The 17,480-nt window shown below is 67.3% G+C and carries 18 protein-coding genes and 1 pseudogene; 5 read left to right on the top strand and 14 right to left on the bottom strand.

Translation table 11 applies throughout. The features are described from left to right. Positions 1–113: 113 nt before the first annotated feature. The 4 genes and pseudogenes from AC1DEL_RS09945 to AC1DEL_RS09930 form a co-directional block, all read right to left on the bottom strand. A pseudogene (locus tag AC1DEL_RS09945) lies at positions 114–437 on the bottom strand (SAM-dependent methyltransferase); the annotation flags it as partial. After that, entirely contained in the window at positions 418–1,032 is a 615-nt protein-coding gene (locus AC1DEL_RS09940; RefSeq protein WP_477125564.1) for a site-2 protease family protein, read from the bottom strand. The gene AC1DEL_RS09940 and the pseudogene AC1DEL_RS09945, both read right to left, overlap by 20 nt. Positions 1,033–1,099: 67 nt before the next feature. After that, positions 1,100–1,735, bottom strand: coding sequence for an L-threonylcarbamoyladenylate synthase (locus AC1DEL_RS09935; RefSeq protein ID WP_441592081.1), 636 nt, complete (start codon positions 1,733–1,735; stop codon positions 1,100–1,102). 40 nt (positions 1,736–1,775) lie between these two features. Beyond that, a complete protein-coding gene (locus AC1DEL_RS09930; protein ID WP_092293295.1) occupies positions 1,776–2,621 on the bottom strand; it encodes a 3',5'-nucleoside bisphosphate phosphatase in 846 nt (281 codons plus the stop codon). A 151-nt stretch (positions 2,622–2,772) separates the two neighbouring features. Between AC1DEL_RS09930 and AC1DEL_RS09925 the strand changes: the two genes are divergently transcribed. Beyond that, entirely contained in the window at positions 2,773–3,840 is a 1,068-nt protein-coding gene (locus tag AC1DEL_RS09925; protein WP_441643823.1) for an NAD(P)/FAD-dependent oxidoreductase, read from the top strand. A gap of 20 nt (positions 3,841–3,860) precedes the next feature. Here AC1DEL_RS09925 and AC1DEL_RS09920 read toward each other — a convergent pair whose 3' ends face one another. Continuing rightward, positions 3,861–4,754 carry an alpha/beta fold hydrolase gene (locus AC1DEL_RS09920; RefSeq protein WP_092292645.1) on the bottom strand — a complete coding sequence of 298 codons (894 nt, stop codon included), beginning with the start codon at positions 4,752–4,754 and terminating at the stop codon, positions 3,861–3,863. Between the two features lie 159 nt (positions 4,755–4,913). On the opposite strand from AC1DEL_RS09920, the gene AC1DEL_RS09915 reads away from it, so the two are divergent. Then, complete coding sequence (locus tag AC1DEL_RS09915) at positions 4,914–6,665, top strand: acetate--CoA ligase (protein WP_441592077.1); 1,752 nt, start codon at positions 4,914–4,916, stop codon at positions 6,663–6,665. Here AC1DEL_RS09915 and AC1DEL_RS09910 read toward each other — a convergent pair. Then, positions 6,654–7,520 (bottom strand): ferritin-like domain-containing protein, encoded by an 867-nt coding sequence (locus AC1DEL_RS09910; RefSeq protein WP_441592075.1) that lies wholly within the window; start codon positions 7,518–7,520, stop codon positions 6,654–6,656. The two genes, AC1DEL_RS09915 and AC1DEL_RS09910, sit on opposite strands and share 12 nt — an antisense overlap. Positions 7,521–7,689: 169 nt before the next feature. Here AC1DEL_RS09910 and AC1DEL_RS09905 point away from each other — a divergent pair, with 169 nt between their 5' ends. The 3 genes from AC1DEL_RS09905 (at position 7,690) to AC1DEL_RS09895 (ending at position 9,727) form a co-directional block, all read left to right on the top strand. Continuing rightward, a complete protein-coding gene (locus tag AC1DEL_RS09905; RefSeq protein ID WP_092292639.1) occupies positions 7,690–8,214 on the top strand; it encodes a gamma carbonic anhydrase family protein in 525 nt (174 codons plus the stop codon). A 60-nt stretch (positions 8,215–8,274) separates the two neighbouring features. Further along, complete coding sequence (gene hslO / locus AC1DEL_RS09900; protein ID WP_177219876.1) at positions 8,275–9,282, top strand: Hsp33 family molecular chaperone HslO; 1,008 nt, start codon at positions 8,275–8,277, stop codon at positions 9,280–9,282. A gap of 103 nt (positions 9,283–9,385) precedes the next feature. Beyond that, complete coding sequence (locus AC1DEL_RS09895) at positions 9,386–9,727, top strand: hypothetical protein (RefSeq protein ID WP_369823395.1); 342 nt, start codon at positions 9,386–9,388, stop codon at positions 9,725–9,727. 24 nt (positions 9,728–9,751) lie between these two features. Here the strand turns inward: AC1DEL_RS09895 and ftsB are convergent, their stop codons facing one another. The 8 genes from ftsB to AC1DEL_RS09855 form a co-directional block, all read right to left on the bottom strand. Then, entirely contained in the window at positions 9,752–10,093 is a 342-nt protein-coding gene (ftsB, locus tag AC1DEL_RS09890) for a cell division protein FtsB (RefSeq protein WP_092292635.1), read from the bottom strand. 165 nt (positions 10,094–10,258) lie between these two features. Then, positions 10,259–11,548 carry a phosphopyruvate hydratase gene (gene eno, locus AC1DEL_RS09885; RefSeq protein ID WP_092292633.1) on the bottom strand — a complete coding sequence of 430 codons (1,290 nt, stop codon included), beginning with the start codon at positions 11,546–11,548 and terminating at the stop codon, positions 10,259–10,261. Positions 11,549–11,624: 76 nt separating this feature from the next. Beyond that, entirely contained in the window at positions 11,625–11,915 is a 291-nt protein-coding gene (locus AC1DEL_RS09880) for a DUF1330 domain-containing protein (RefSeq protein ID WP_092292631.1), read from the bottom strand. Between the two features lie 125 nt (positions 11,916–12,040). Further along, entirely contained in the window at positions 12,041–12,910 is an 870-nt protein-coding gene (kdsA, locus tag AC1DEL_RS09875; RefSeq protein WP_092292629.1) for a 3-deoxy-8-phosphooctulonate synthase, read from the bottom strand. A gap of 23 nt (positions 12,911–12,933) precedes the next feature. Further along, positions 12,934–14,592, bottom strand: a complete 1,659-nt coding sequence (locus tag AC1DEL_RS09870) for a CTP synthase (protein WP_092292627.1) — start codon at positions 14,590–14,592, stop codon at positions 12,934–12,936. Between the two features lie 175 nt (positions 14,593–14,767). Beyond that, positions 14,768–15,586 carry an alpha/beta fold hydrolase gene (locus AC1DEL_RS09865; protein WP_477125565.1) on the bottom strand — a complete coding sequence of 273 codons (819 nt, stop codon included), beginning with the start codon at positions 15,584–15,586 and terminating at the stop codon, positions 14,768–14,770. 39 nt (positions 15,587–15,625) lie between these two features. Continuing rightward, on the bottom strand, positions 15,626–16,429 hold the full coding sequence (locus AC1DEL_RS09860) for a proteasome-type protease (protein ID WP_177219875.1): 804 nt from the start codon (positions 16,427–16,429) through the stop codon (positions 15,626–15,628). Positions 16,430–16,582: 153 nt separating this feature from the next. Beyond that, complete coding sequence (locus tag AC1DEL_RS09855; protein WP_092292621.1) at positions 16,583–17,449, bottom strand: transglutaminase family protein; 867 nt, start codon at positions 17,447–17,449, stop codon at positions 16,583–16,585. Between the last annotated feature and the right edge of the window lie 31 nt (positions 17,450–17,480).

Below are 17,480 nucleotides of genomic sequence, written 5' to 3'. Positions count from 1 at the left end.
GGAACCGTCAGCCGCTCCGGACTCCCCCGGGGTGAGGGGAAACATCAGGATTTTCAACGTGTGAAGCGCCCTGCGCGCTGACACGGGCCGGGCGCACCGCCCGACCGGCCAGCCTAGGGCCGCGCCGGCAGCCCGTAGCGCGGTGGCGCGGTGCCCGGCGCGCCGCCCGTGGACTCGCGCACGGCACAAATCCGCTGGACGAACGCCGTTTTCGGCACTTCTACCACCCCGTCCTCGTACCCCACCACGCGCAGGGTTCCGCGCGCCATGTCGAGCAATTCGCCCGATTTCAGCAGGAAGTCGGGCCGGGACGGCTTGCCGACGGTTTCGTTACCAATTGCAAATGTTTCATAGATCAGCACCCCGGCAGGCGCCAGCGCCGCCAGCAGGTGCGGCCAGAGGGGGCGGTGCAGGTAGTTAGTGACCACGATGGCGTCCAGCGGCGCCCCGTCCGCCCCGTCCCGCCGCCACCAGCGCCAGCACCACGAAGATGCCATACGGCTCGATGCGGCTGACGGCGGCCGCCACGCGCTGCGGCAGAAAGGCGGTCAGCACGCGTCCCCCGTCCAGCGGCGGGATCGGAAACAGGTTGAAGGCGGCCACGACCACGTTGACGATTACCCCGGCGCGCGCCATCTGGCCCCAGAACGGCTCCTGGACCTGCGCCCAGGCCAGCCCGATCACCACCAGCGCCCAGATGAACGCCTGCACGAGATTGCTGGCCGGGCCGGCCAGGGCCACCCACATGCCATGCCAGCGCGGGTTGCGCAGGTGGCCGAACACTACCGGAACCGGCTTGGCGAAGCCGAACACGAACTGCCCGGCGGTCAGGAAATACAGCAGCAGCGGCACCGCCACCGTGCCGATCGGGTCGATATGCCGGATCGGGTTCAGGCTGACGCGGCCGAGCCGGTAGGCCGTGTCGTCGCCGAAAAAGCGCGCCACATAGCCGTGGGCGGCCTCATGCAGCGTGATGGCGAACAAGACTGGCAGGGCGTAGACCGCAACGGTCTGGATGAGCGAGGAATCCATGTGCCCTATTCTATCCGTGCAATGGCGCCCGCAGGCTGTCCGGTTTGTGTCAAAGCGTGGCCGATTTTCAAAGCGTGGCGGACAGCCCGAAGCGTTCCACATCGCCCCGGCCCAGCCGCACCAGTTCCGGCTCGCCGCCGCTCAGGTCGATCACGGTGGTCGGCTGCGCCGGCGCCGGGCCGCCGTCCACCACCAGGTCGAGCTGTTTCTCCAGCCGGGCGCGGATTTCGGCCGGATCGTTCATGGGTTCGTCATCGCCGGGCATCTGGAGCGTGGCCGAGATCATCGGCTGGCCCAGTTCGGCCAGCAGCGCCAGCGGCACAGCATGGTCGGGCACGCGCACGCCGATGGTCTTGCGGGCCGGGTGCGACAGCCGGCGCGGCACTTCCTTGGTCGCCTCGAGGATGAACACGTACGGCCCCGGCGTGGCGCCCTTGATCCAGCGGTACTGGCGGTTATCCACGCGCGCGAAGTTGCCCAACTCGGACAGGTCGCTGCACATCAGGGTCAGATGGTGCTTGTCGTCGATGCCGCGCAGCCGGCGCAGGCGCTCCACGGCCGTCTTGTCGTCGAGCGGGCAGGCCAGCGCGTAGCTGGAGTCCGTCGGCAGCGCAATCAGCCCGCCCTGGCGCAGGATCTGCGCGGCTTGCTTGATCAGGCGCAGCTGCGGGTTGACCGGGTGAATCTCGAAGTACTGGGACATTCAGGGATCGTCGGGGGCGGAAGGCGGGGCGGGCGGACGGCTACCAGTCGTGCCAGACCGGGGTAACGTCCGATGGCAGCGGCGGCAGCGTGCCGATATCGACCCGGCCCTCGCCGGGGCCATGGAAATCCGACCCGCGCGAGGCCATCAGGCCGTAGTGGCGCGCCACATCGGCATAGCGGCGGAACTGGTCGGGCGTGTGGCTGCCGGTCACGACCTCCACGGCGCGGCCCCCCAGTTGGGTGAATTCGTCGAACAGCGCGTCGTGCTGGGTGGCCGTGTAGTTGTAGCGGCCCGGGTGGGCCATCACAGCGACGCCGCCGGCGTCACGGATCCAGCCGATCGCCTCGGACAGCTTCGACCAGCGGTGCGGCACGAAGCCGGGGCGGCCATCGGACAGATATTCGCTAAATACGTCGCTGATGGTCGCGCAATAGCCTTCATCCACCAGCCAACGCGCGAAATGGGTGCGCGAGATCAGGTCAGGATTGCCGACATGGCGCAGCGCGCCGGCGTAGGCATCGTGGATGCCGACCTTGGCCAGCGCTTCGCCGATATCCTGGGCGCGCCGGGCGCGGCCGTCGCGGGTTCGGGCCAGGCCGTCGATCAGGCCCGGATGGAAGGGATCGATCTGCAGGCCCACGATGTGCACGGTCTGGCCGGCCCAGGTGACCGAAATCTCCACGCCAGGCACATAGCGCATGCCGAGTGCCTCGGCGGCGTCGCGCGCCTCGCGCTGGCCGCCCACCTCGTCGTGGTCCGTCAACGCCCAGAAAGCCACGCCACCGGCATGGGCGCGCGCGGCCACGTCACGTGGCGCGAGCATCCCGTCGGACACGGTGGAGTGGCAGTGCAGATCGGCGTTGATGGCGTGCGGGTTTTGCATGGTTTTCATTCTACTCCTGGCAGGGTCTTTTAGCCCTGCCGCCAACGGTGGCGTGCCCGGATTCCCAAGGCACGCAAGGTATGATGGGGCCTTGTTCCGCTCCCCCATGCGCCGCGCGCCACCTGGCGCCCGCCGCGCACCTGCCTCGATCATGTCTTCCACGCCCTCCCCGCTCGCTCCCCAAGAAACCACGCAGACCGATGTGCTGATCGTCGGCGCCGGGCCGGTCGGCCTGTTCGCCGCGTTCCAGGCGGGCGTGCTGGGGCTCAAATGCGAGCTGATCGACGTGCTCGACCGGGCCGGCGGCCAGTGCACCGAGCTCTACCCCGAGAAGCCGATCTACGACATTCCGGCCGTGCCGGGCTGCCTGGCGCAGGACCTCGTGGACCGGCTGATGGAGCAATGCGCGCCGTTCGCGTTCCCGATGCACTTCAGCCAGCGCGCCGACAGCGTCAGCGAGCACGCCAGCGCCGACGGCCATCCGCGCCTGCTGGTGACCACCGACGCCGGCAAGCGTTTCGACGTGGCGGCAGTGCTGGTCTGCGCCGGCGCCGGGGCCTTCGCGCCGCAGCGCGTGGCGCTGCCCGAGGCCGCCGCGCTCGAGGACCGGCACCTGCACTACGCCGTGCGCGACACCTCGCGCTTTGCCGGCCGCCGTGTGATCGTGGCCGGAGGCGGCGATTCGGCGCTCGACTGGGCGCTCGCGCTGCGCAAGGTGGCCGGGCGCGTGACGCTGCTGCACCGGCGCGAGGGCTTCCGCGCCGCCGACCACACCGTGGCGTCGATGCGCGCGGCAGTGGCGGCCGGCGAGATGGACTTCGTCGTCGGTATGCTCGGCGGCCTGCAGACCGATGACGCCGACCGGCTGACCGCCGCGACGATCAAGACCCGCGACGGCGAGCAGACGCTGCCCGCCGACGAACTCGTGGCGCTGTACGGACTGGTGTCCGAGCCGGGGCCGATTGCCCAGTGGGACATGGACATGCGCGCGGGCCGCATCATGGTGGACACCACCACCTATGAAAGCTCGCGCCGCGGCATCTTCGCGGCCGGCGACATCTGCTTCTATCCGAACAAGCAAAAGCTGATCCTCTCCGGCTTCCATGAGGCCGCGCTCGCGCTGCGCAAGGCGTACCACTACGCCTTCCCGGAGAAGTCGCTGGTGCACGTGCACACCAGCAACAACGCCGCGCTCAAGGAGAAGCTCAAGCACGCGTGAGGCTTCATCCCGACTCGTCATCAAGCGAGAAATTCCTCGATCAGCTGCGCCACCACCTGCGGCTGGTCGTGGTGGAGCATGTGCCCGGCGTCATCCACCGTGACTTCGCGGAAGTCCGGGAAGGCGCGGAAGCGCTCTCGGAATTCGTCCAGCGGCTGCTTGTGGGCGATGTGCTGGAGCGTGGCGGAGTCCCGCGCCTCCACGTGTAGCACCGGGGCTTCCACCTTGGCCCAGATCGCCATGATTTCGTCGATCCGATACAGCATGGGATTGGTCATCTTGTGGGCCGCGTCGCCCAGGATCTCCCACCGGCCCTCGGCGTTGCGGCGCGACCAGTGCGCGGCCAGGAAGGCGGCGCGATCGTCGGGCAGGCGCGGATTGGTCTTCTGCAGGCGCGCCGCCACGGCGGCCTCGCTCTCGTAGGTGCGCAGCTCCGGCTGCGCGCGCAGTTCGTCCAGCCAGCGCACCAGCCGGCCCGGCGCCTGGTCCGGTCGGGTGCGGGTCAGGCCGAAGCCCTCCAGATCCACCACGCGCCGCACGCGCTGCGGACGCACTCCCGCATAGATACAGACCACGTTGGCGCCCATGCTGTGGCCCACCAGATCCACCTGCCCTTCGGGCTGGTAGTGATCGAGCAGCGCCTCGAGGTCGGCCACGTAGTCCGGGAACCAGTAGGACGTGGTGCCCGGGTAGCGCGTCGGCAGGTCGGTCTCGCCGAAGCCGCGCCAGTCCATGGCGATCACGTGCCAGTCGCGCGCCAGCGCATCGACGAGGAACTGGAACGAGGCGGCCACATCCATCCAGCCGTGCAGCATGAACAGCTTGGGCGCGCCGGGCGTGCCCCAGTGGCGAACGTGCGTGCGCAGGCCGCGCAGCGTGATAAATTCGGAACGCGAGGTTTCCGTGATGGTCATGGTGTCTCTACCCTTCTGTCTCTGTATTGCCAGGTCTTCTCGGGCGCGCGGCGGATGGGGGGCCGCGCGGCAGCCTGGATAAAAATAGAACGATCGTTCGCCTGGCCGATTATAGCGATCCGCCCGGCCTGACGCCGCAAAAACATCGGAGACAACCGGATGACCGCCTTGCCGGCTACGCGCCGCGATGACTATCGCGCGCTTCATGACGCGTTCCGCTGGAACGTGCCCGAGCACTTCAACCTGGCCGATGTCTGCTGCGGCCGCTGGGCCCGAGACCCGGCCACCATGGACCGCGTGGCGGTCTACACCGAGCACGAGGATGGGCGACGCGACGCCTACACCTACGCCCATATCCAGGCCGAGGCCAACCGGCTCTCCCGCGCGCTGCGCGCGCTGGGCGTGGGCCGGGGCGACCGCGTGGCCATCGTCATGCCCCAGCGCATCGAGACTGTGATCGCCGGCATGGCGGTCTACCAGCTGGGTGCCGTGGCCATGCCGCTGTCGATGCTGTTCGGCCCGGAGGCCCTCTCGTACCGCATCGACCACAGCGAAACCCGCGTGGCGATTGCCGACGAGACCGCCATCGACAACCTGCTCGCCGCCCGCCCGGACTGCCCCACCCTGCGCACCGTGATTGGCGCCGGCGCCGCCACGGGCCGGGGCGACCTGGACTGGGACGCCCTGCTGGCCGCCCAACTGCCTACCTTCACGGCCGAGCAGACCAAGGCCGACGAAGCCGCCGTGCTGATCTACACCAGCGGCACCACCGGGCCGCCCAAAGGCGCGCTGCTGCCACACCGGGCGCTGATCGGCAACCTGACCGGCTTCGTCTGCTCGCAGAACTGGTATCCGCAGGACGACGACGTGTTCTGGAGCCCGGCCGACTGGGCCTGGACCGGCGGCCTGTGGGATGCGCTGATGCCGGCGCTGTACTTCGGCAAGCCCATCGTCGGCTATCAGGGCCGGTTCTCCGCCGAACGTGCCTTCGAATTGCTCGAACGCTATGGCGTGACCAACACCTTCCTGTTCCCCACTGCGCTCAAGCAGATGATGAAGGCGTGCCCGGACCCGTCCACGCGCTACCGGCTGAAGCTGCGCGCGGTCATGAGTGCCGGCGAGGCCGTGGGCGAGACCGTGTTCTCGTGGTGCCGCGACGCCCTCGGGGTCATCGTCAACGAGATGTTCGGCCAGACCGAGATCAACTACATCGTCGGCAACTGCACCGCGCAGTATGACGACGACCGCCTCGGCTGGCCGGCGCGGCCGGGCTCGATGGGCCGCCCCTACCCGGGCCACCGCGTGGCCGTGATCGACGACGAGGGCCGCCCCTGCGCGCCGGACGAGGACGGCGAGGTGGCGGTCTGCGCTACCGACATCCACGGGCATCCGGACCCGGTCTTCTTCCTCGGTTACTGGAAGAACGAGGCCGCCACGGCGGGCAAGTACACCGAGCTGGACGGCCTGCGCTGGTGCCGCACAGGCGACCTTGCCCGCATGGATGCGGACGGTTATCTCTGGTATCAGGGCCGGGCGGACGACGTGTTCAAGTCGTCGGGCTATCGGATCGGGCCGAGCGAGATCGAAAACTGCCTGCTCAAGCACCCGGCGGTGTCGAACTGTGCGGTGGTGCCGTCGCCGGACCCCGAGCGCGGGGCCATCGTCAAGGCGTTCATCGTACTGACCCCGGCCGTGGCGCGCTCGTTCGACAACGACGCCGCGCTGATCGCCGAATTGCAGCAGCATGTTCGGGGACAGCTAGCCCCCTATGAGTATCCCAAGGCGATTGAATTCATCGATCAACTGCCGATGACGACCACCGGCAAGATCCAGCGGCGGGTGTTGCGACTGCAGGAGCAGGAGAAAGCGAAAGCAGCCGGGGGGGCGCCGGCGCCCACCTCAGCCGGCTGAGGCTTCCAGCCAGGCCAGTTCGTCCTCGTCGAAGCCCGCCGCGCGGCGGGCTTCGAGGTTGAACGGGCCGCGCAGCCGGGGCGCGCGGTACTGCTCGGACAGCACCGCGTAGGTCGGCACGGGGTCCAGCCCGCGCTGCGCGCACAGCCACCGATACCAGTGGTTGCCGATGGCCACGTGCCCCACTTCATCGCGCAGAATGATGTCGATGATGGCGGCGGCGGCCTCGTCGCCGGCCTCGGCCAGCTTCGCCCGCACCGGCGGCGAGGCGTCCAGCCCGCGTGCCTCGAGCGTGCGCGGCACCAGCGCCATGCGCGCCAGCACGTCGTCGGCGGTCTTGTCGCACATCTCCCACAAGCTGTTATGCGCCGGGAAGTCGCCATATTCGGCGCCCAGCGTGCTCAGATGGTCGGCCAGCAGCGTGAAATGCAGGGCCTCCTCGCTCGCCACCTGGAGCCAGTCGCGATAGAAACGCGGCGGCATGCCGGCAAAACGCCACGCGGCATCCAGCGCGAGGTTGATCGCGTTGAATTCGATATGGCACAGGGCATGAATCATCGCCGCCCGCCCCGCCGGGGTGCGCAGCGAGCGGCGGCGCTCCACCTTCTGGGGCGGCACCAGTTCCGGGCGCGCGGGCCGGCCCGGCAAGGCCAGGCCGGCAGCGGGAGCGAGTGCCGTATCCGTATCGCCGATGCCCTGCCCGGCCGTTTCTGCGGCCACCACGGCCTCGAACAGCGCCCGCGCCGCATCGGCCTTCGCCCTGGCATCGGTCATGCATAGCACTTCCAGCGCGCGGTGGCGTAGCAGGCGGGCATGCGGCAAATCGAGACCGGCGGCGGGTGCGGTGACTGGCATAGGCGTAAAATTCCGGGGAGTCGCCATTGTAGAGCGTCGCAGCGTGTCACCACGCCGGTTCGCCGGAGTGCGCGCGCCCTTCGGTGCTCTTTTAATCGCGGCGGCCATCCCCAATTACCTCAGATCGCATCATCAGCCCCACTGCCTCAGGCAGGACCCAGGAGACCCCATGGCGCTTTACCAGATCGGCGACCTCGCCCCGACCATCCACAGCGATGCCTACGTGGCCGTCGAAGCCACCATCATCGGCAACGTGACGCTCAAGGCGCGCGCAAGCGCCTGGCCCGGCGTGGTGATCCGTGGCGACAACGAACCGATCGTGGTGGGCGAAGACACCAACATCCAGGAAGGCTCCGTGCTCCATACCGATCCGGGCGCGCCGCTGACGCTGGGCGACAAGGTGTCCGTCGGCCATCAGGCCATGCTGCACGGCTGCACCGTGGGCGAAGGGTCGCTGATCGGCATCCAGGCCGTGGTACTGAACCGCGCCGTGATCGGCAAGGAATGCCTGGTTGGCGCCGGCGCCGTGGTGACCGAGGGCAAGGTGTTCCCGGACCGCTCGCTGATCCTGGGCGCGCCGGCCAAGGTCGTGCGCGAGCTGACCGATGCCGACGTGGCCAACCTCTACCGCAACGCCGAGACCTACGCGAAGCGCCAGGCGATGTACAAGACCGACCTGAAGCGCATCGACTGATGACATACCAGCGCGCGGCCCCGCCCGCGCGCCCGCAACCCGCGCCTTACCGCTAGATAGATGACGAACGTGACCGCAACCTCGAATCCCGACACCCTTCAGAAATTCCTGTTCGACGCCGCCCCGGTGCGCGGCGAACTGGTCCGCATGGAGGCCACCTGGCAAGAGGTGCTCAACCGCCATGCCTATCCGGCGCCGGTGCGGCGCCTGCTGGGCGAGATGATGGCGGCGGCGGCGCTGCTGTCAGCCAATCTCAAGTTCAACGGGGCACTCGTCATGCAGCTGCATGGCGACGGCCCGGTGCGGATGCTGGTGGTGGAATGCCTGTCGGACCTCTCGATGCGCGCCACGGCCAAGATCGCCGAAGACGTCGAGATCGCCGACGACGCCACGCTCAGGCAGATGGTGAACGTGCACGGCCAGGGCCGCTTTGCGATCACGCTCGACCCGCAGGACAAGCTGCCGGGCCAGCAGGCCTATCAGGGCATCGTCCCGCTGTCGGACGAGCACGGCCCGCTGTCGTCGATCGGCGCGGTGCTGGAGCATTACATGCAGGCGTCCGAGCAGCTCGACACGCGCCTGTGGCTCGCCTCGAACGACCAGGTGGCGGCCGGCATGCTACTGCAGAAGTTGCCGTCGTACGGCGGCACGATGGAAGTGGGCGAGACCGGCGCGGCACTTGACGAGGCTGGCCGCGCGCAGGACCTCGACACCTGGGACCGCGCCTGCCAGCTCGGCGCCACGCTCAAGGAGGAGGAGTTGCTGGTGGAGTCGCCGGACACGCTGCTGCGCCGCCTGTTCTGGGAAGACCTGCAGGCCACCGGGCTGCGCGTCTTCGAGCCGATGACGCCGCATTTCCAGTGCTCGTGTTCGCGCGCCAAGGTGGCGGGCATGCTCCAGTCGCTGGGCCAGGCCGAGGTGGAGAGCATCATCGCCGAGCGCGGCCACGTGGAGATCCACTGCGACTTCTGCGGCCAGCGCTATGAGTTCGACCCCGTGGACAGCGCCCAACTGTTCACCGCGCCCGTGGCCACCGGTGCCGGCGACGGCGCGCACCAGCAACACTGAGCCGCCCCCGCCCGGAATCCATGATTTGAGGACAACCGCCATGCAAGCCGACCATCGCCCCCGCTCCTCCTGTTCCCGCCTCGGGCCGGCGGGCGCTGTGGCGATGCTGGCCATGGCGCTGCTGGCAGGCTGCGCGTCTCCCGTGCCGCGCGATATCAACGGCTCGCCGGCCACGGCCCGGCTGATGCCCAACGGCGTGCCGCCAGCACCGATCACGCCCGAGGAAAGCCAGTCGCTGACGCAACTGAACCAGCAGATCCTGCGCGACCAGGAAGCGGCCATCGCCCGGCAGCAGCAGGCCGAGGCATGGGCGTACGCCTATCCGAACACGAACTGGAGTCTGTACTACGGTGGGTGGGGTGGCGGCCGCTGGGGCGGCGGCGTGGGCGTGAGCAGCCCGGGATACTGGGGTGGCGGCTGGGGTGGCTACCCGTATGGGTGGTAGGCCGATAAACGCGTCGAAGCCGACTCAGTGACCGCCCTTGCCGGCAACGGAATTCGGCGGCGGCGGTAGCGGCGGCGTGGCGCTGACCTTCGGGGCCGGGGCCACGAACTGCACGAACACCTCGCTCTCCTTCACCATGCCCAGCTCGTAGCGGGCACGTTCCTCGATCGCACCGGTGCCGTCCTGGAGGTCGCTGACTTCCCCTTCCAGCTTGGCATTGCGAAGCTTGAGCGCCTGATTGTGGGTGGTCTGTTCCTGCACCTGGCGGTTCAGGTCCCATACGCGCAGCCAGCCGCCCTTCCCCAGCCAGAGCGGATACTGGATGGCGAGCAGCAGCACGAACAGCAGCAGGGAAATCAGACGCATTGGGGCAAATTGGATATCGTCAGATTGACGACCGCCACAATGATCCCTTATGCGGCCGAAGAATGCAAAATTATCGGCCTGAAAAAACGCAACACTCTGCAACACGAACGTGTGGCGGCGGGGGAGATCTCCCCGCTCCCGGGGCGGGAGGGGGAGATTCGGGACTTAGCGCAGGTTGTAGAACGCGCTCTTGCCCGGGTACGTAGCGATGTCACCGAGGTCTTCCTCGATGCGCAGCAGTTGGTTGTACTTCGAGATACGGTCCGAACGCGACAGCGAGCCGGTCTTGATCTGGCCAGCGTTGGTGCCCACGGCGATGTCGGCAATCGTGCTGTCCTCGGTCTCGCCCGAGCGGTGCGAGATCACGGCCGTGTAACCGGCGCGCTTGGCCATCTCGATGGCGGCGAAGGTCTCGGTCAGCGTGCCGATCTGGTTGATCTTGATCAGGATCGAGTTGCCGATGCCCTTGTCGATGCCTTCCTTCAGGATCTTCGTGTTGGTCACGAACAGGTCGTCACCCACCAGCTGGATGCGCTCGCCCAGCTTCTCGGTCAGCGTCTTCCAGCCTTCCCAGTCGCCCTCGGCCATGCCGTCCTCGATCGAGACGATCGGGAACTTGTCGCACAGGTTGGCCAGGTAGTCGGCGAATTGCGTCGACGACAGCTTCAGGCCTTCGCCTTCCAGCTGGTAGACGTCCTCGGCCTCGTGGTAGAACTCGGTGGCGGCGCAGTCCAGCGCCAGCAGCACGTCTTCGCCGGCCTTGTAGCCAGCCTTCTCGATGGCCTGCACCACCGTGTTCAGGCATTCCTCGTTCGACGAGAAATTCGGCGCGAAGCCGCCTTCGTCGCCCACGGCCGTGGACATGCCTTTGTCGGCCAGGATCTTCTTGAGCGCGTGGAAGACTTCGGCGCCGCAGCGCAGGGCTTCACGGAAGCTGGTCTGCGAGACCGGCATGATCATGAATTCCTGGATATCCAGGCTGTTGTTGGCGTGCGCGCCACCGTTGACGATGTTCATCATCGGCACCGGCATCTGCATCGCGCCCGAACCGCCGAAGTAGCGGTACAGCGGCAGGCCGGCTTCCTCGGCAGCGGCCTTGGCCACGGCCATCGACACGGCCAGCATGGCGTTGGCGCCCAGGCGGCCCTTGTTCTCGGTGCCGTCCAGCTCGATCAGCGTGCGGTCCAGGAACGCCTGCTCGGAGGCGTCCAGGCCCATGATGGCTTCGGAGATCTCGGTGTTGATGTGCTCGACGGCCTTCAGCACGCCCTTGCCCAGGTAGCGCGACTTGTCGCCGTCACGCAGTTCGATGGCCTCCCGCGAGCCCGTGGACGCGCCCGACGGCACGGCCGCACGGCCCATCACGCCGGATTCCAGCAGCACGTCGCACTCGACCGTGGGGTTGCCACGCGAGTCGAGAACTTCGCGACCGATGATATCTACGATTGCACTCATATTTCCTCTCTGGACTGTTGAATCTGGTGACTGCGCAAGAATGCCCGCCAACCGTGACAAATCATGCCGACGATGGTCAGGCGCCCTCGACAACGATCATGTTCATCTTCGCCGCGTGCGCGCGCGACTCCCGCGCGGCCAGGTACTCCTCGCTCGCGTAGAAGGTCTTGGCGGCCTCATAGCTCGGGAATTTCAGCAGCACGACGCGCGTGGGCGCCCATTCCCCCTCGAGCGGCTCGGTCTTGCCGCCGCGCACGAGCACCTCGGCGCCGTGCGCCTGCATGGCGCGCGTGGAAAGCACCTTGTACTGCTCGTATTGCTGGGGGTCTGTCACGTCGACGTACGCGATGATAAAGCCGGCGGCCATGGGCGATCTCCGAATCTTTTGTATTGTCTTTCGATACGGCGCGTCACGGTCGGTGCAGGATGGACCATGCGGGCCGGAAACGATTCCGCCCGCGACAGGCGCGGGCGGTCATTGCCAACACTGGCTCAGGCGCAGGCCGGCCAACTGAAGTTGTCTTCGAGGAAGCCGGCGCGCTTGGTCAGCGCATCGAGATCCTTGAGGACCGACAGCAATTCCTTCATCCGCGACAGCGGCACGGCGTTAGGGCCGTCCGACATCGCCTTGCTCGGGTCCGGGTGCGTTTCCATGAACAGGCCGGCCACGCCGGTCGCCACGGCGGCACGCGACAGCACCGGCACGAACTCGCGCTGGCCGCCCGAACTCGTGCCCTGCCCGCCCGGCAACTGCACCGAGTGCGTGGCGTCGAACACCACCGGGGCGGCGGTCTCGCGCATGATCGCCAGCGAGCGCATGTCCGAGACCAGATTGTTGTAGCCGAAGGAGACACCACGCTCGCAGGCCATGAACACGTCGTCGGGCAGACCGGCCTCGCGAGCCGCCTCACGCGCCTTATCGATCACATTTTTCATGTCGTGCGGCGCCAGGAACTGGCCCTTCTTGATGTTCACCGGCTTGCCGCTCTGCGCGCAGGCACGGATGAAATCAGTCTGGCGGCACAGGAAGGCCGGCGTCTGGAGCACGTCCACCACGGCAGCGACGGGCTTGATCTCGTCGATCTCGTGGATGTCCGTGAGCACCGGCACGCCGATCTCGCGCTTCACGGTGGCCAGGATCTCCAGACCCTTTTCCATGCCGAGACCGCGGAACGACTTGCCCGACGACCGGTTGGCCTTGTCGAACGACGACTTGTAGATGAACGGAATGCCCAGCGCCGACGTGATTTCCTTGAGCTGGCCGGCCGTGTCCAGCGCCATCTGCTCGGACTCGATCACGCACGGCCCGGAAATCAGGAAGAACGGCTGGTCGAGGCCGACATCGAATCCACACAGTTTCATGGCTGCTCCTTCTCTAGGCGCGCTCAGGCGGACTTGCCCTTGCGCTGCTGGCTGGCCAGCGCGCCTTCCACGTAGGCCTTGAACAGCGGATGGCCGTCACGCGGCGTGGACGTGAATTCCGGGTGGAACTGCACGCCGACGAACCACGGGTGGAGGCTCTCGGGCAGCTCCATCATCTCCGGCAGGTTTTCCGTCGGGGTACGGGCCGAAATGACCATGCCCGCGCCCTCAAGCTGCGGCACGTAGTGATTGTTGACTTCGTAACGATGGCGATGGCGCTCGTTCACTTCTTCGCCATAGATCTGGGCGGCCTTGGTGCCGGGCTTCACCGGTACGCGCTGGGCGCCCAGGCGCATCGTGCCGCCGAGGTCGGAATCGGCCGAGCGCTGCTCGACCTTGCCTTCGCGGTCCAGCCATTCGGTGATCAGCGCGACCACCGGATGCTCGGTCTCGAGGTTGAACTCGGTCGAGTTGGCATCGGGCATGTTCGCCACGTGGCGGGCAAACTCGATCACGGCCAGCTGCATGCCCAGGCAGATGCCCAGGTACGGCACCTTGTTCTCGCGGGCGTACTGGATCGCGCGGATCTTGCCTTCCGTGCCGCGCTTGCCGAAGCCGCCCGGCACCAGGATGGCGTCCAGCGGCTGGAGCACTTCCAGATGGCCGGATTCCAGTTCCTCGGAATCGATGTACTCGATGTTCACACGCGTGGCGGTATGCATGCCGGCGTGGCGCAGTGCCTCGATCAGCGACTTGTACGACTCGGTCAGGTCGACGTACTTGCCGACCATGCCGATCGTGATTTCGTGCTCGGGGTTTTCTTGCGCGTTGACCAGCTTCTGCCACATCGACAGGTCGGCCGGCTTCGGATCCAGGCGCAGTTCCTCGCAGATCAGGCGGTCCAGGCCCTGCTCGTTGAGCATCTGCGGGATCTTGTAGATGCTGTCGGCATCCCAGACCGAGATCACGGCTTCCTGCGGAATGTTGGCGAACAGCGAGATCTTGGCGCGCTCGTCGTCCGGAATCGGGCGGTCGGCGCGGCACAGCAGCGCCGTCGGCGAAATGCCGATTTCGCGCAGCTTTTGCACCGAGTGCTGGGTCGGCTTGGTCTTCAGCTCGCCAGCGCTGGCGATGAACGGCACCAGCGTCAGGTGCACGAAGGCGCAGTGGTTGCGGCCCATGCGCAGGCTCATCTGGCGTGCGGCCTCGAGGAACGGCAGGGATTCGATATCCCCCACCGTGCCGCCGATTTCCACCAGCGCCACGTCAGCCTTGCCCTCGTGCGAGGCGGCCGCGCCGCGCTCCACGAATGCCTGGATTTCGTTGGTGATATGGGGGATGACCTGCACGGTCTTGCCGAGATACTCGCCCCGGCGTTCCTTGCGGATCACCGATTCGTAGATCTGACCAGTCGTGAAGTTGTTCGATTTCCGCATCTTGGCGGAAACGAAGCGCTCATAGTGGCCCAGGTCGAGGTCGGTTTCCGCGCCATCTTCGGTCACGAACACCTCGCCGTGCTGGAAGGGGCTCATCGTGCCGGGATCGACGTTGATGTAGGGATCGAGCTTGAGGAGGGTGACTTTGAGGCCGCGCGACTCGAGAATGGCCGCGAGCGAAGCAGCAGCGATGCCCTTGCCGAGAGAAGAGACGACGCCACCGGTGACGAAGACGAATTTGGTCATAAACCGAGCTTGCCGGGGAAATCGGGATTATACATGAGCGGCCGTCCCGCGCGGCCCCGGAAATTGTGACAGCCGGGGTGAAACCCCGCGGGGTGCTACCCGGTTGCGCCGCATTGCACCTCCTTGCGCCCAATGCGCCGCACGGGCGCCGCCCTGCCCGCCTGCTAACCGGCGTCTACTGCGATTCCTGCCGGATCTTGCCGATCAGGTCACGCACCAGCGCGGCGGTTTCGAGCGGCTTTTCCATCGGATAAAGATGGCCGCCCTCGATGAACCGCAGGTGCTCGCCCACCAGCCGGCGCGTGGCGCCCAGGCCGCACTGACGCACCTCGCGCGAGCGCGTGCCGGCGACGAAGCCCACCGGCACCGGCGCGCCCTGCGACACCTTGCGCCCCAGGCTGGTCGGCAGGGTCCGGTAGATCTTGTATTCCACCTCGCGGTCGAAGCGCAGCCGCCGCTCGCCAGCGTGGCCGGTCGGCTCGGTGCCATGCTCGGCGTAGTCGCTCAGGACCTCCGGATCCCATATCGCGAAATTCTTCTTGGAGAGGAAGTGATGACGCACTGCCTCGGCGTCTGGCCAATGGGTGCGGCGGTTCTTCGTCACGGCCGCCGGACCAGGCTTTTCGTCGAGGCCGAATATCTGCGAGAAACGCAGCAGCCCGGCGCGCCAGCCGGCAATCACCGGCGAGTCGAGCATGACCACCCCGCGCACCCGCGCGGGCCGGCGCAGCGCGGCCATCAGGGACAAGAAGCCGCCCAGCGAATGGCCGACCAGCCACACCGGGCGCTCGGTGCCATCACGCGTGGCGCGGTCCAGCTCGTCTAGCAATTCCTCCACGAGATGCGGCCACTCGCGCGTGACCGGGTACTTCGGGTCATGGCCGTAGCGCTCCACGGCGCGGATATCGAAATCGTCTTCCAGTGCACCGAACAGCTTCCGATACGTGCGCACCGGGAAGCCGTTGGCGTGCGAAAACAGCAGGATGTCGCGCATGCGGCGTCTTGGGAGGGTGGAATGCCGGGGAAGCGGCGATCAGTGTTCGCGGCGGGCCCGGACCGGCTGGCCCCAGCGGTCGGCGTCATCGCGCGCGAGCGGGAATTCCGCCGGCTCCGCCGCATCCCACTCGGGGTTGCAGATCTCGCCGAACACCTGGCGCAGGCGGTGGCCCCACGTGTCGCGAATCATGCGGAAGTAGGCGTTGCGTTCGTCGATACTGACGAAGCGAGTCACGCGCAGCGCGTCGGCCTCATAGACCAGCAGGTCCAGCGGCAGGCCCACGGAGATATTCGATTTCAGCGTCGAGTCCATCGAGATCAGCGCGCACTTGGCGGCCTCGCCCAGCGGCAGCGACGGCGACACCACGCGGTCGATGATCGGCTTGCCGTACTTGGCCTCGCCAATCTGGAAATAGCAATTTTCCGGTGTCGATTCGACGAAGTTGCCGGCCGCATAGATATTGAACAGGCGCGGCCGCTCGCCGCGAATCTGACCGCCGAAGACCAGACTCACGTTGAATTCGATGCCGGCATCGCGCAGCGCATGGGCATCGCGCTTGTGCACGGCGCGCACGGCGTCGCCGACGATGGTAGCGGCCTCGAACATGTCCCGCGCGGTCCACAGCGAGCGCTTCTCGTCGCGGCCCTCTGCCAGGCATTGGCGCACCGACTGACTGATCGCGAGGTTGCCGGCGGTCATCATCACCATCACGCGGTCGCCCGGCTCTTCGAACACGGTCATCTTGCGGGCCGTGGAAATGGCGTCCACGCCGGCGTTGGTGCGGGAATCTGACAGGAATACCAGGCCGGCATCCAGCCGCATGGCTACACAGTACGTCATGGGAATCTTGTTGGTTTTTGGCCGCGCGCCGGCTCGGCGGCGCGCTCAGGGGCAAGCTTGCATTCTAGCGCCCTAGCGCGGCGCGAGCCGCCTCGGCGGCATCGGTCGCTTCGAACGGCCGTCTGATGGAAAGGATTGCTGCCCGGGGTGGGGTCAGTCAGCGACCGGTACCGCTGGCATCGGCGGAATCGGGGTGATGGCGATCTCGACTTCCATCGTCTCGCCCGTCCCGCCCTCCAGAATGCCCCGAATTGGTGCAGCCGAGGCGTAGTCACGCCCCACGGCAAGGCGAACGTGGCGGCCATCGGTCAGGCAACGGTGCGTCACGTCGATGCTGCACCAGAGCGCGCTGGCGGCGTCCAGGCAGACATCCGCCCAGGCGTGGCTGGCCATCGACGTGGCGGCCGGGTCATAGAAGTAACCACTGACATAGCGCGCCGGAATGCCGAAGGCGCGGCACGCGGCCACCATCACCTGCGCCTGGTCCTGGCAGACGCCGCTGCCGAGCGCGAAGGCATCGGCGGCGCTGGTACCGACGTGGGTTGTGTTGGCGCTGTAGCGCACGCGGTCCGCGATGCCATCGGCCAGCGCCAGCAACGCCGGCACGTCGTGGCCGGCGGCCAGGAACGGCGCGGCGAACGCGCGCAGCGCGGCCGGGGCCTGCGTGAGCGGCGTGGCGGCGGCAAAGTACAGGGGCGACACGCGCGACTCGCCGGCGTCCGGCTGGTCGTGGAAGCCATGGTGGCCGGGCGCCCCCGCTTCTTTTAGCGGCGCAATCATCACTTCCACTTCGCCAGTCGCCGTGATCGAAATCGTCTGGGCGGGGCCGGACAGCGTGAAGTTATGGACGATGTTGCCAAAGCCGTCGCGGGCCTCGGACAGGTTGCCGGGTGCGGTCAGCGTCCAGCCCTGCACGGACTGAAGCGGCCCCGAACGCGGCGCGAGCCGCAGTTCGTGCACGCTGCGGCGCACTGGCTCGGTGTAACGGTAGACCGTCTTGTGGTGGATCTTGTATTTCACGATAAGGCACGCGCCGCGGCGACCGGTGCCC

This window comes from Cupriavidus sp. 10L43_2, assembly GCF_056395265.1.
The sequence above is the reverse complement of the archived record's forward strand: the minus strand, read 5'-3'. Positions and strand labels throughout refer to the sequence as shown.